Consider the following 13364-nt stretch of genomic DNA (forward strand, 5'->3'; position numbering starts at 1 on the left):
ACCTTCTTCTCTTCCCCAAATACGCATAAACTTGTCCAAACGCGCATAAATGTCTCTACAAACGCATAAATCGTTCCAATCACTCATAATAAGAAATACTTACGCATAAATCCTTCTAAAAGCTCATAAACGCGTACAAATGCGCATAAACGATAAAGACTACCAGCCTTATCTATCTAATTAGAGTACATATCCATTTTTCCACTTCCCGCGGCGACCTCAAAATAACCACTTCCGCCTCACTCCGCTGAAGCATCTGCAAAACACCCGGACGCTTCTTCTTCGGATACGTCCATATGAACTTCACAAATTCCCAATCGACTTTCTCCAGGCAGCCTTCCGCCATATCAGGCCGCGTCTTCCCCCGATACATCCATCTGCGCTTGAAAACCCTGGAGAGGCATAGCCAGTTCGGGAAGTCGAGGAAGATGACGAGATCAGCATATTGAGCCCGCATCTCAATCGTGGAGTTGAAATTTCCATCGATGATCCATGCGGGCTTTTCAAGTTCGCTCTGAAGTTTTTCCAAAAATTCGGGCTTAGGGGTCGGCACCCATCCTTCATTCCAGAAAAGGGCGTCCAAGTGAAGGACCGGCAATCGCAGTCGTTCCGCAAGCTTGATTGATAACGTCGATTTTCCTGCGCCGCTGCATCCGATTACAAGAATCCGCTGAAATCGTTTTTCACTCATTCCGCACATCCTCCAAAAACTGCCCTATCTTCAGCCAGTCCGCCTCCAAGTCAGGTCGGTGGGACGGTCGATAAAAGACAGCTGCCGGATGGAAAGTGGGCACAATCCGGTACAAACGGCTCGTCCACTCATACGTAGTGGCATCCAGATCGGGGAGAAACCGGACCGGCCGCTCCAGCAATTGACCGTGCAGCTCCGTCACTTTCGCATCTTTGCCGAGCAGCCTCTGCAACCCGACATTACCGAGCGCCACAATCAGCTTCGGCTCAATATTCGCCAGCTCATAATCGAGCACCGGTGCATGGGCTAATATCTCTTTCATTGTCGGCGGCCGATTGTACTTCCGCTTCGTCATCGTGCCGTCCCTCTCCCGCTTTTCGCCCCATCGAAACGGCCGGCTGCGCACCGCACTCGTAATATAGACGTCCTCACGCGTCAAACCGATCGAATCGAGCGACTTCATCAATTCCTTGCCGGCCCTGCCGATGAATGGGATGCCGTCCACAATCTCGAATTCCCCCGGCGCTTCGCCGATCAGCATCAGTTCAGGCTTTTGCGGACCCTCCCCGTAGACAAACCCCTCCACAGGAAATCCTTTGATCCGTTCCTTGCCAATATCCGCAATCGATTCTGGTATCCGAAACATCGACACACTCCCTTTCAGCCTTGCAGTAAATAGATTGTTTCATCCATAAACGCTTTGCCGTCCCCTTGTTTAATCTTGTTAATTCCATCTTCTATCCGATCATATCGAAATGCGCGGATGATTGCGAATAGGTGAGGGATCATCTCCTTTTCGTGATCAGACAATGGTCTTTCTAATGTATAAGCGTCTATGTATGCTTCGTATCGCTCTTCTGGAGTTTCTTGTCCTTCGAAGTCATAATGCCATGCCAAGAAAACAGCAACGCCTATGCACTCATTAAGCAGGACTTCATCCCCCGCGATGTCGTAATCAAAAACGGCGGAAATTTTATCTTGTTGGAATAAAAGATTATAAGGACATAAATCCCCTTGAACAGGCCCTGCCGGAAGCGAACTCCACACTTCTTTCAAATATGATCTTCTACTTTGATACAGTTCTTTTACCGTGGCTAGCTCCATCCTAAACGTTTCCTGTCCTTCAACGTTTTGAACGAAGTCCAAATAGCTTAATTCATTTTCATCATAATCACCAAGCGCATCGGTTTCATTCCCGCCGAACATGCCCCAACTCGTTCCTGTTCCGAAGCGGAAATCTGTTGTTGAAGAGATGGCATGCTGTTTGCCGAGCAATTTTCCAATCTCTCTAATATGTGACAGTCGGAGACGTTTAATCTCCTCCCCATGCCCTTGTCTTTCGAGAATAAACAGCAAACCTTCATGCTCAACGCATCGATTTCCCTTCATCGTATTTTCGGGTACTATGAACGGCAATCCCGCCTTGCTCATAATGATTGTAAATTCGATGACTTTCTCAATAAATGAAGCAGGCTGCTTTTCCCCTTTTAGAAAATATGTGTTTTCGCCCACTTCAACTTCTGCAACAATTCTATCTCTGTCCCTCAAAATTTTGTGCCGTGTAACAGGCTCTGTAAAATAGTGTTGCATGACTGTGCGAATCAATTCATCCGCCTCCAACGATGTATTGCTCCAATGCCCGTTCCACGCTTGTCGCAAAATTATTGCCCGCTCCCCAATCGAAGCGGAAGAAAACGCCCTCCGAGCTGCCCGCCGCGACGACATGGACGCGCGTTGCTCCTTCGAAATCATCGATTGTTGCAGTGACCGACGCACGATTATTCGAGCGCATATAGTACTTCTCCATAATCAATACATGGACTTCCGACGAACCGGCTGTCCTCCTATAATGATCCACTAACGTACCACTAATGCTCCCCCGGATGATTTCCGATTGAATGATAGACGCTGCTTCACTTGGCGAAATTGACACGTTGAAATTTTTGATAGACATACCAACATCCCCTCTCTATATACGTCTAAATACGTATGGAACCGAATGGAAGTTTCAATTTGTTGAAATTTCCGAGAGAGGAGAGGCGGTCTTCGGGCGCGGATTGCCGTTCTTTGGACGCGGAAGGCGCAAACATCAGTCTTCCATTCCATCCATACAAAAAAGGACTGCCGAGTAGCAGTCCTTTCGTTTATTCCAATTCCAATTGCTTTGTTTCGGTCCCGAGGAACAGAACCGCCAGGACGCCGATGATGATGGCGCCGCAGAAGATCGCGAAAATGAGGCCGAAGCCGTAGCCTGCGGTTAACAGAGAGCCAACGAGCATCGGGCCGAAGATGCCACCGATTCTGCCGGCTGCTGCCGCCATGCCTGAGCCGGTCGCCCGGACGGCAGTCGGGTATTGCTCCGGCGAATAGGCGTATAGCGCCCCCCATGCCCCTAAGTTGAAGAATGAAAGGAAAGCACCGAATATGAGAAGCATGGTAAGCGATTCAGCATTCCCGAACATAAGCGCACTCGCCGCTGTTCCAATCAAGTATGTTGCAAGCACGAACTTTCGCCCTGCCCTCTCAATGAGCCAGGCAGCCGTGAAGTAGCCCGGCAATTGCGCCAGTGTCATTATGAGCACGTATTTGAAGCTGTGGATCATGTCAAACCCTTTCATGACCATGACGCTCGGCAGCCAGAGGAACATTCCATAATAGGAGAATACGACAGTGAACCAGACGATCCAAAGCATCGTTGTCCTGCGCGCGTATGGCTTGGACCAAATAAGCTTCAACTTTTCACCGAAGGATTGCTTCGGCTCCCCTTCCCTTTCGAATTTCGGGGAATCGGGCAAGTTCCGTCGTAAGTAGATGGCGTAAAAAGCAGGGAGTGCTGTCAGGATGAGCGCAACCCTCCACCCGTATTCCGGGATGATGAAGTATGCCAGCAATGCTGCGATGAGCCAACCTGCCGCCCAGAAGCTTTCCAATAAGACGACGACGCGTCCGCGCTCTTTAGCGGATACGCTTTCCGATACAAGCGTCGAAGCGACCGGAAGCTCCCCTCCGAGACCCGCCCCTACGAAGAATCGCAAAATGAGGAAGACGGTCAACGTCGTCGTCAGCGCCGATAATCCGCTCGCCAATGAAAAGAGCACAAGCGTAATCATGAATACATTTTTCCTTCCGATCCGATCCGCGAGCAAACCGAAGCCGAAAGCCCCGATTGCCATGCCGATCGAGTTCATGCTCCCGATCCAGCCCATTTCTGTCGTGGACAAATGCCATTCGACCGAGATGGCTGCAATGACAAACGATAGGATGCCGACATCCATCGCATCGAACATCCAGCCTGTCCCGGAAATTGCGAGTAATTTATTGCGGGAAATTCCGCCTGTTTGTTTGTTCACATTCAGTCTGCCCTTCGTTGTATGATTTGGTGTCTTGACACTTGTCATTATACTCCCGGGCAACCGATTATCACAAGAACTTTTTTTACTTAATAAGCAATTTCCCGTCAATCACCCGTGCATGAACCCCTAATGTATCCGTGTCAATACGATGGACCGCGTCTCCGATCCAAATTTCCGTACCGCAGCGGGCGAGACCAATTGTAATTGTCCCTTCCCCATCCGTCTTGATGACTGTCTTCACGCCTTTTTTGGATCCCGTCTCTTGTATGGACACCTTTTCACTGCCGACAATGACGCCGCCACGGCAGCAGCCTTCGATGAACACTTGCTTTTTTGCAGTGACGGAACAATTGTGTAGACCGGAATCCGTCACTTCAATGTTTCCGTTGCATGACAGAGTACTGTTGATGGCGTATGGAAGCTTCAGCAAAGAATTTCCGCATTCCCTTGCCGAATATTGCTCGACTAGCGCGTGGGCCTCTTTCAGAAGCGTTGAAAACTCCTCCGCGTTCTTGACGACCGTCATCGATGTGTCCGTAAAGACGTTATACAATTTCTCGATGACCGGCTCCCATTCAGGCGATAAGCCGGCGGAATGTTCTTTCGCTTTTTGAATGAACTCGCTGTTTTCATATTGAAAATCCAAGTATTCCTCTCTTAGAGTAACCCGTACTAGTTCTTTCAATTCACTGGCGTCGACTTCTTCCGGCTGCACGCCCCTTATTTGGATGATTTGAAGGATCGTTTCGTTAATTCTCTCCAAATAGGAAAGGATTCCGCTCAATTGCTCCGCCAGCTTTTCTTCCAACATTTCCTGCATTCCGACCGATATAGTGGATGAGAGGACGTTCCCTTCGATGATGGCGGATGTCCCCGCCTCAATGGTCGCTTTCCGTACAGCCCCGTGAATGAAAACCTTTCCTGCCGCCTCGACGAACATCGAGTTTTCAACGTCCTGCCCGATGCGGACATCACCGTCGAATTGAATATTCCCACTTCTCACGTCGACATTTCCGTCATGAAAGAATTCATTGACCATCTGAGCCTTCACCGTCACGGACTTTACCATACGTTTATCACCTCGAGTCTTATTATTTTTCATCATAGCAAAAAAAGGCCTGTTCACCCAATAAGTGAACAGACCTTTTGATTATAGTGCAGCTTCAACCTCTTCAATCATCTCTTTCATGGACAGCAATCCGCCGCCAGACAGGTACCAGTACTCACCGTTCAAGTAGACGATTTTATTGTTTTTATACGCTTCTGTCTTTTTCACAAGATCGTTTTCCACCGAGTCTTTCGCGCTCGCGCCATTGCCGATTGCGGCGTCACGGTCGATGACGAATAGGACGTCAGGGTTTTTCTCAACGATGTATTCAAACGTAATGTTTTGGCCATGTGTGGAGATTTCGATCTTCTCATCTGCTGCTTTATAGCCCAATACGTCGTGGACCAATCCGAATCGTGAATTCGGGCCGTATGCACTCACTTTGCCTTCGCTTGCAAGTACGACGAGCGCTTTTGAACCTGCGGAGGATGCTTTTTCATGAATATCAGCGATTTTCCCATCAATATCAGCAAGCTCGGACTTCACTTCGTCTTCCTTGCCGAAGATGTCCCCGATCATTTCAGCATTCTGTTTAAATGAATCCATATAATGCGCATAGTCCAGGCCAACGTAAATTGTCGGAGCAATTTCTGCGAATTGCTCGTAAAGATCGGCTTGGCGGGATGAAATGAAGATTACGTCAGGCTTCATTGCGTGGAGCGCTTCAAAATCCGGCTCTTTCAAGCTTCCAAGGTTCACATATTTATCATCATCGTATTTTGAAAGATATCCCGGCACGTTCGCTCTTGGCAATCCTGCCACTTCAATTCCGAGAGCATCCATTGTGTCAAGCGTACCGAAGTCGAATACGACGACTTTCTCAGGGTTTTTCGGTACTTCTACAGCCGTATCGCTCAACTCATGCTCGATGGAAATCGTTTCGCTCGCTTCGTTTGTGTCAGAACCTGATGTTTTCCCTGCTTCTTTCTCTTTTGTGCCACATGCCGCAAGTACAATCATAAGAGCTGCCAACAGTAGCGTCATTGTAAGTTTCTTCATTCATACCATCCTTTTGTTTTAAGAGTTAAAATACACACAAATCCGGCAATTATTCATTTGCTTAATCGGAATATCCATATCGTAAATTTCTTTCAATGCATCCGAATTGATAATATCATTCGTCGGTCCATCCTTGACGACACGGCCATTTTTCAATGCGACGATGCGGTCGGAGTAGACGGACGCGAAGTTAATATCGTGAAGGACAATGACGACAGTCTTTCCGAGATCATCGACCAATCTTCGCAAAATCTTCATAATCTGAACAGAATGTTTCATATCCAAGTTATTCAACGGTTCATCCAACAGGATATAATCTGTATCCTGGGCAATGACCATTGCGATGAATGCCCGCTGGCGTTGTCCGCCCGACAGTTCATCCATATAATCATGCTGCATTTCCATCAAGCCCATATACTCCATCGCCTGCTCGATGATCCGCAGATCTTCCGCATTGAGCTTCCCTCTGGAATATGGGAATCGTCCGAATGAAACCAATTCACGGACTGTCAGACGAACATTCATGAAATTGGATTGCTTGAGAATGGAGACGCGCTTAGAAAATTCATTGGACTTCATCTTATGAACATGGTCATCATCCACTAGCACTTCGCCAGTGTCGGCATCAAGCAGGCGGCTTACCATTGAAAGCAGCGTCGACTTACCCGCACCGTTCGGGCCGATGAATGAAGTGATCTTTCCACGATGGATATTGACGTTCACCTTTTCAACGACCGCTTTTTTTCCATAGAACTTTGACAACTCACGGACTTGGATCATGTGGATCGACTCTCCTTTAATAGTAAGTAGATGAAATATACACCGCCGACAAAATTGATAATGACACTTAGCGTCGTCGAGAACGTGAAGACGCGTTCCACGACCCATTGTCCCCCGACAAGTGCGATGATGCTCATGACGGATGCGCCCGCAATGAGAACCGAATGCTTATATGTTTTGAAAAATTGATAGGCTAAATTTGCAACGATCAAACCAAAGAATGTAATCGGGCCGACGAGTGCCGTCGATACGGAAATCAAAATCGCAGATATGACTAACATCAACTTGACGACCCGGTCATATGAAACACCAAGATTGATTGCCGTGTCCCTGCCAAGCGTCAGCACGTCGAGATCATTGAATGATTTCCAACCGATTATAAATGTGAGAGCGACAATTCCGAGTGCCCACCAAACCAATTCCCCGCTCACATTGTTGAAGCTTGCGAACATCTTATCCTGCACCCGTAAAAATTCATTCGGGTCGATGAGAACTTGCAGGAACGTCGATATGCTTCCGAAAAACGTGCCGACGATAATTCCGACAAGCAACAGGAAGTAAATCGGCTGACCGCCCCTCTTAAAGAGGAACCGATACAAAATGAGCGCGAAAACGATCATTGTGGAAACGGATAAAATGAAATTAACATGTCGGTTTACAATCGTAATATGGTCTGAGCCTAGGAAGAATATGACCGCCGTCTGAAGCAACAAGTACAAGGAATCCAAACCCATAATGCTTGGCGTCAAGATTCGATTATGCGTAATCGTTTGGAATATGACCGTCGAATACGCAATTGCGACTCCAGTCAATGCCATCGCAATCACTTTGATGCTTCGGCGAGGAAGTGCATAGTCAAAACTTCCATTCAAATCGTGGAATAAATACAAAGTACAGAATAGAGCTGCCAATACAGATAAGATGATCAATTTAGTAGAATCACGCATACGCCTTCCTCCTAAACAGCAAGTAGAGGAAAATACCGCTTCCGATGACGCCGACCATCAGACTAATAGAAATCTCATAAGGGTAGATGAGAACTCTGCCCAAAATATCACAAAACAGGAGGAAGATCGCACCTAACAAGGCGGTGTGCGGCAATGTCTTCTTCAAATGATCTCCGTGGAAAATCGATACGATGTTCGGAATGATTAACCCGAGGAACGGAATCATCCCGACCGTCAAAATGACAGTCGTCGTAACAAGAGCCACCAAGATGAGGCCGATATTGACAATCCGCTTATACGCTAGGCCCAAGTTTTTCGAGAAATCCTCACCCATACCGGCGACCGTAAAGCGATTCGCGTACAAATACGTGATGATTAGCACAGGGATGCTTATGTATAGGAGCTCATACCGACCTTTCATGATCATCGAAAAGTCGCCTTGCAGCCAAGCGGACATGTTTTGGATGACGTTTGACTTATACGCGAAGAACGTCGTGATCGATGACAAGATGTTTCCGAACATGAGCCCGACGAGCGGAATGAAAATCGCATCCTTGAACTTGATCCGATCGAGGATCTGCATGAACAGCAACGTCCCTGCTAGCGCGAAGGCGAATGCCACAATCATCTTCTCGATTGTCGATGCATTGGTGAACAATAACATCGACACTAAAATGCCTAACCGGGTGGCATCCAATGTCCCCGCAGTTGTCGGCGAAACGAATTTGTTCCGGCTCAGTTGCTGCATGATCAGACCTGCAATGCTCATCCCTGCCCCTGCGAGTAAGATCGCCACAAGTCTCGGCACGCGGCTAATCAGGAAAATCTCCGTTTCCTCCGATCCAAAATCGAGGAGGTCCAGCGGTTTAATTGAGCTCACCCCAACGAATAACGAGAGGAATGAGAGTAATAGTAGTGCAATGAACAAATAACGTTTCTTCATGAAGAAAGAACTCCGATATCGAATATTTGCTCTAACTGAGAATCTCACAAGTGAAAACGATTATCAATTAGCCGCAAATCCAATTATAGCAGTTATGAATTGAGTGTCAACTGATAATTGAAAATGATTATCAGTTAGTTGAGAAGGGGTTGATGGATAGCTTTGAACAAGTAGGAATCGTGCGGGTAAGTACAATTGTGGCAGAATTTTAACGGGTTTACACCGTTGATTTCTTCGAGTGACAACAAAAAACGACCCGTAACAGCTACTTTCAACTGTTACAGGCCGCTTGCGTATCTTACTCTTGATCTTGACCTTGTTGCATCATTTCTTCCAAATCGACCGCTTCGTCGATTACTTCTTGAGGAACGACGATCTCATCAATCTCGTTAATTTTCGTAAGGACAGATTTCATCTTTTGAACGATGCGCATTTCTTCCTCTTCGATTTTCATCGTCATATCCATGTCTAAATCGAATGCATTCGTGTAGAACGTTTCCTTGTCGATGTACATAACAACTTCAAGGCTTTTCACGTCCATATTTTTCAACATCTCAGCATCTTCCTCAGTCATTTCCAAATCCGAAGGAAGAGCCGAACCCATCAATTCTTTCATAAGACCGCTGAATTTGTCGCCAGAAGCAGATAGCGTCAAAATGTACTCATCGTCTGTTTGTTCGAATTTGAAATCATCTTTGAATTCATTGAACATCTTCATATCCAATGTAGGATCTGTTTCGCCGCCCATTTCCGCCATCATGTCATCATACATATCTTTAGGCATCTTAATCCATTGACCGGATTGAGGGTCATTCATAAAGAAACCTGATTCGCTCATGTACATTTCCAAATCTGCTTTGCCATGTTCACCCATGTCCATCTTCATGTTTTGGTGCATCGCCAATGGCTCGACGATAATATCCATGTCCATTTTGATTTTCGATTTCATTTCAAGTTCTTGACTTGGAATCGAGATTTTTTGATTGATATCCATAACCGCGTGCATGCTCTTTTGCTCTGCTGACACTTCCATCGCTTTGCTATATACTTCTTGCGCCGTCATTTCACTCTTGTTTTCAAGTTCTACCTCTTCACCGGTTTCTGCATCTTTTTTCGGCTCTGCGGCAGACCCACAAGCAGCCAAACCTAGTGCTAGAACACCGACACCGAGACCCTTTAACCATTTTTTCATGAGTTTATCTTCCTCTCTTTGTTTCTCTATATGCTACATCTAATCATACGGCATAAAAGGAAAAGGGTTCCACCATTTTGGGAAATTCCTATAATTTGAATCTTTCCTACCACAAGAATCCTCTATGCCTTTCCTCACCCGCAATAACTTTTTACTTCTGAGGCTTACCATGTCCCTTTGCAATGAATTCCGCTATAATAGCGGAGATAACAGAAAGGACATCATACTATGCTGAAAAAATTCTTTTCTTATTATAAGCCGCATAAGAGGCTTTTCATCATCGACTTTTCGAGCGCGATATTCGTCGCACTGCTCGAGCTGGCGTTTCCGATGGCCGTCCAATGGTTCATCGACACATTGTTGCCTTCCAAGGATTGGGGGATGATCGTTACGACGAGTGCCCTATTATTGCTGGTCTACTTGCTAAGTACATTCCTTCAATACATCGTCAGTTATTTAGGGCATAAGCTCGGCATCAATATCGAGACGGATATGAGACAGGAGCTGTTCAATCATGTCCATCGCCAGTCTTTCCGATTCTTCGACAATACAAAAACAGGCCATATTATGAGCCGGATCACAAATGACTTGTTCGACATCGGAGAGCTTGCCCACCACGGACCTGAAGATGCTTTCATTGCGGTAATGACGATGATTGGGGCTTTCATTCTCATGTTCTCCATTAATCCCGAACTAGCCCTCATTGCAATCTGCATGGTGCCACTTCTCGTTGTACTCGTGACATTTTGCAACATTAAAATGAATGCAGCGTGGCAGAACATGTATGGGAAAATCGCTGACGTCAATGCACGGGTCGAAGATTCGGTGTCTGGTGCGCGGGTTGTCAAATCGTTCACGAATGAGGACTTCGAAATTTCGCGATTCAAAAAAGACAACGGCAGTTTCAGACTAGCGAAGCTCGTCGCCTATAAGGTCATGGCGTGGACGCATTCGAGCATGTATATGATGACGAGGCTTGTAACGTTGATCGTCCTTGTAGTCGGCGCATGGTTCACATACAATGGCAGCCTGAAGCCAGGGGAGCTTGTCGCATTCATTCTTTTCGTCAATGTTCTTATTAAGCCTGTCGATAAAATTAGTGCATTGCTTGAATTGTATCCGAAGGGGATGGCAGGCTTCCGCAGATTTCGCGATTTGATTGAACAAGAGCCTGAAATTAAAGATCGGCCGGGTGCGATGGCTGTCAGTCATTTAAATGGGGACATCCTATTCGATGACGTTCATTTCCAATACGATGATAATAAAAACGTATTGAGCGGCATCGACTTATCGATAAAATCCGGTGAGACGATTGCATTTGTCGGTCCATCCGGTGCTGGAAAGACAACGATTTGTTCTCTTATTCCACGGTTTTACGATGTCGATTCAGGCGCAATTTCAATTGACGGCATCGATATTCGCAACATGACGCAGCAATCTTTGCGTTCACAGATCGGAATTGTGCAGCAAGACGTCTTTTTATTCACAGGGACGATTAAGGAAAACATCGCGTACGGAAATTTGGATGCAACCGATGAAGAAGTGATAGTTGCCGCTCAAAAGGCGCATTTGGAGGAGTTCATCGCTTCACTTCCTGACGGCTACGAGACGCAAATCGGTGAACGTGGTTTGAAATTATCAGGCGGCCAGAAGCAACGGCTAGCGATTGCGCGCATGTTCCTGAAAAATCCTCCGATCCTCATTTTGGATGAAGCGACGTCCGCTTTGGATACGGAAACGGAGCGGATCATCCAGCAATCATTGAACGAGTTGGCTGAAAACCGGACAACTCTCGTCATTGCACACCGATTGGCGACAATCCGGGATGCAGACCGGGTCATTGTCGTTACGGAAGACGGAATTGCGGAAGATGGGAAATACGATGAGTTAGTGAGGAAGGGCGGCATTTTTGCCCGCTTGCATAATATTCAATTCCAAGAGGTTTAACATTATGAGAATCGGGGATACTAGTAACATCCCACCCCCTTTCTCTTTATAGATAAAAACTGCACCGCCGACTTTCGAGTCGCGGTGCAGTTTTTTCATTTGTTATTTTTATTAATGACTTATAATAAACTCCTCGAACTTCTCCCTTTCGGAGCCATCCATTTCGACGGTCATCAGCGTGCCCTCTTCCTCATATTCCGTCTTCTTCACATTCGCCTTGTCATTCAAATAGGACACGACATCTCCGCGATCGAACGGAACGAGCAATTTACAAGTGATGTATTGTTCAAAGATCTTTTTCTTAATCAAATCTAACAGTTCGTCCAATCCTTCCGCCTCTTTTGCTGAAATCCAGACGCTATCCGTGTTCTCTCTTGGATAAGGGACTCCTGCGAGGTCAGCTTTATTGTAGACATTGATGGTTGTAATATTTTCGACACCGACGTCCTGCAACGTCTCATTCGTCACTTCCATCATGTAGCGGTATTCGGGATTTGACACGTCGACGACATGCAGAAGGAGATCGGCTCCGCGCGCCTCTTCCAACGTGGAGCGGAATGCCTTAATCAGATGATGGGGCAGCTTCGAAACGAAGCCGACCGTATCCGTCAGAAGGAACTCCTTATTGTCGGGAAGCTTCAAATGGCGCACCGAAGTATCGAGCGTCGCAAAAAGCATATTTTCTTCATATACTTGCTTTGCATGTTCATCGTCCATTTTCCGGAGCAACCCATTCATCAACGTCGATTTGCCGGCATTCGTATAGCCGACAATCGAGACGACCGGGATGCCGCTTTTCTTCCTTTGCTTTCGCTGTGTCTCGCGACGGTCACGTACATGCTCTAGATCCCTCCGTAGCTTCGAGATCTGGTCTTCGATTTTCCGGCGATCGAGCTCAAGCTTCGTCTCCCCGGCCCCCTTGTTTTGGAAGCCTCCGCCCGTTCCGCCCCCTTGCCTGCTCAAAGAGGCACGCAACCCAACGAGTCGAGGAAGCGTATATTGGAGCTGGGCCAACTCAACTTGCATCCGTGCTTCATGTGTCCGAGCACGTCTCGCAAAAATATCGAGGATAAGCATCGTCCGGTCAATGACCTTCACTTGAAGCTCCATCTCCAAGTTGCGGATTTGAGAAGGGGAAAGCTCATCATTGAAAATGATCAAATTTGCATCCGTTTCCTCGTAAAACCGCTTTATTTCTGCAATCTTCCCTTTTCCAACATAAGTCGTCGAATGCCTGCGCTCCAAATTCTGCGTCACTGTTCCAACAACATTCACATCAATGGCTTCCGCCAAATTCTTCAATTCTTCCATTTCATATTCAAAATGCTCATCGTTCTGTTCCTGCACTCCGACAAGAACCGCATATTCCACTAAAATCTCCATAAGTAATCCCCTTTCATACCG

At 46.8% G+C, this 13364-nt stretch carries 13 protein-coding genes; 1 reads left to right on the top strand and 12 read right to left on the bottom strand.

Translation table 11 applies throughout. The features are described 5' to 3' along the window. Window positions 1–172: 172 nt before the first annotated feature. The 11 genes from NIT04_RS16325 to NIT04_RS16375 all read right to left on the bottom strand — a co-directional run bounded on the left by NIT04_RS16325 (window position 173) and on the right by NIT04_RS16375 (window position 10013). Entirely contained in the window at window positions 173–691 is a 519-nt protein-coding gene (locus NIT04_RS16325) for an adenylate kinase (RefSeq protein ID WP_252504583.1), read from the bottom strand. Continuing rightward, window positions 684–1337 carry a uracil-DNA glycosylase gene (locus NIT04_RS16330; RefSeq protein WP_252504584.1) on the bottom strand — a complete coding sequence of 218 codons (654 nt, stop codon included), beginning with the start codon at window positions 1335–1337 and terminating at the stop codon, window positions 684–686. The genes NIT04_RS16325 and NIT04_RS16330 overlap by 8 nt, the downstream gene beginning before the upstream one ends. Before the next feature lie 14 nt (window positions 1338–1351). Then, on the bottom strand, window positions 1352–2350 hold the full coding sequence (locus tag NIT04_RS16335; RefSeq protein ID WP_252504585.1) for a phosphotransferase enzyme family protein: 999 nt from the start codon (window positions 2348–2350) through the stop codon (window positions 1352–1354). After that, window positions 2298–2645 (bottom strand): DUF6054 family protein, encoded by a 348-nt coding sequence (locus NIT04_RS16340; RefSeq protein ID WP_252504586.1) that lies wholly within the window; start codon window positions 2643–2645, stop codon window positions 2298–2300. Before NIT04_RS16340 ends, NIT04_RS16335 begins: the two co-directional genes overlap by 53 nt. A 190-nt stretch (window positions 2646–2835) precedes the next feature. Continuing rightward, window positions 2836–3978 carry an MFS transporter gene (locus NIT04_RS16345; protein WP_252505132.1) on the bottom strand — a complete coding sequence of 381 codons (1143 nt, stop codon included), beginning with the start codon at window positions 3976–3978 and terminating at the stop codon, window positions 2836–2838. A 148-nt stretch (window positions 3979–4126) separates the two neighbouring features. Further along, window positions 4127–5113: a FapA family protein gene (locus tag NIT04_RS16350; RefSeq protein WP_252504587.1), complete on the bottom strand. Its 987-nt coding sequence runs from the start codon at window positions 5111–5113 to the stop codon at window positions 4127–4129. Between the two features lie 81 nt (window positions 5114–5194). Continuing rightward, window positions 5195–6151, bottom strand: coding sequence for a siderophore ABC transporter substrate-binding protein (locus NIT04_RS16355; RefSeq protein WP_252504588.1), 957 nt, complete (start codon window positions 6149–6151; stop codon window positions 5195–5197). Between the two features lie 18 nt (window positions 6152–6169). Further along, on the bottom strand, window positions 6170–6931 hold the full coding sequence (locus tag NIT04_RS16360) for an ABC transporter ATP-binding protein (protein ID WP_252504589.1): 762 nt from the start codon (window positions 6929–6931) through the stop codon (window positions 6170–6172). Next, the gene (locus tag NIT04_RS16365; RefSeq protein ID WP_252504590.1) at window positions 6928–7878 is read right to left on the bottom strand and encodes an iron chelate uptake ABC transporter family permease subunit; all 951 of its coding nucleotides are present in this window, start codon (window positions 7876–7878) and stop codon (window positions 6928–6930) included. The genes NIT04_RS16360 and NIT04_RS16365 overlap by 4 nt, the downstream gene beginning before the upstream one ends. Beyond that, on the bottom strand, window positions 7871–8821 hold the full coding sequence (locus NIT04_RS16370) for an ABC transporter permease (RefSeq protein ID WP_252504591.1): 951 nt from the start codon (window positions 8819–8821) through the stop codon (window positions 7871–7873). Before NIT04_RS16370 ends, NIT04_RS16365 begins: the two co-directional genes overlap by 8 nt. 298 nt (window positions 8822–9119) lie before the next feature. Continuing rightward, on the bottom strand, window positions 9120–10013 hold the full coding sequence (locus NIT04_RS16375; RefSeq protein WP_252504592.1) for a DUF6612 family protein: 894 nt from the start codon (window positions 10011–10013) through the stop codon (window positions 9120–9122). Window positions 10014–10241: 228 nt separating this feature from the next. On the opposite strand from NIT04_RS16375, the gene NIT04_RS16380 reads away from it, so the two are divergent. Continuing rightward, window positions 10242–11960 (top strand): ABC transporter ATP-binding protein, encoded by a 1719-nt coding sequence (locus NIT04_RS16380; protein ID WP_252504593.1) that lies wholly within the window; start codon window positions 10242–10244, stop codon window positions 11958–11960. Window positions 11961–12071: 111 nt separating this feature from the next. Here the strand turns inward: NIT04_RS16380 and hflX are convergent, their stop codons facing one another. Continuing rightward, window positions 12072–13343 (bottom strand): GTPase HflX, encoded by a 1272-nt coding sequence (gene hflX, locus NIT04_RS16385; protein WP_252504594.1) that lies wholly within the window; start codon window positions 13341–13343, stop codon window positions 12072–12074. Window positions 13344–13364: the final 21 nt, after the last annotated feature.

Source organism: Sporosarcina sp. Marseille-Q4943, from assembly GCF_943736995.1.
Taxonomy (GTDB): domain Bacteria; phylum Bacillota; class Bacilli; order Bacillales_A; family Planococcaceae; genus Sporosarcina.

What these genes read in the sequence shown, in the direction of transcription:
- NIT04_RS16375 (WP_252504592.1), bottom strand. Translation starts at nt 10,013, where the DNA reads ATGAAAAAATGGTTAAAGGGTCTCGGTGTCGGTGTTCTAGCACTAGGT.
- hflX (WP_252504594.1), bottom strand. Translation starts at nt 13,343, where the DNA reads ATGGAGATTTTAGTGGAATATGCGGTTCTTGTCGGAGTGCAGGAACAG.
- NIT04_RS16355 (WP_252504588.1), bottom strand. Translation starts at nt 6,151, where the DNA reads ATGAAGAAACTTACAATGACGCTACTGTTGGCAGCTCTTATGATTGTA.
- NIT04_RS16330 (WP_252504584.1), bottom strand. Translation starts at nt 1,337, where the DNA reads ATGTTTCGGATACCAGAATCGATTGCGGATATTGGCAAGGAACGGATC.
- NIT04_RS16345 (WP_252505132.1), bottom strand. Translation starts at nt 3,978, where the DNA reads ATGTTCGATGCGATGGATGTCGGCATCCTATCGTTTGTCATTGCAGCC.
- NIT04_RS16365 (WP_252504590.1), bottom strand. Translation starts at nt 7,878, where the DNA reads ATGCGTGATTCTACTAAATTGATCATCTTATCTGTATTGGCAGCTCTA.
- NIT04_RS16360 (WP_252504589.1), bottom strand. Translation starts at nt 6,931, where the DNA reads ATGATCCAAGTCCGTGAGTTGTCAAAGTTCTATGGAAAAAAAGCGGTC.
- NIT04_RS16380 (WP_252504593.1), top strand. Translation starts at nt 10,242, where the DNA reads ATGCTGAAAAAATTCTTTTCTTATTATAAGCCGCATAAGAGGCTTTTC.
- NIT04_RS16350 (WP_252504587.1), bottom strand. Translation starts at nt 5,113, where the DNA reads ATGGTAAAGTCCGTGACGGTGAAGGCTCAGATGGTCAATGAATTCTTT.
- NIT04_RS16340 (WP_252504586.1), bottom strand. Translation starts at nt 2,645, where the DNA reads ATGTCTATCAAAAATTTCAACGTGTCAATTTCGCCAAGTGAAGCAGCG.
- NIT04_RS16325 (WP_252504583.1), bottom strand. Translation starts at nt 691, where the DNA reads ATGAGTGAAAAACGATTTCAGCGGATTCTTGTAATCGGATGCAGCGGC.
- NIT04_RS16370 (WP_252504591.1), bottom strand. Translation starts at nt 8,821, where the DNA reads ATGAAGAAACGTTATTTGTTCATTGCACTACTATTACTCTCATTCCTC.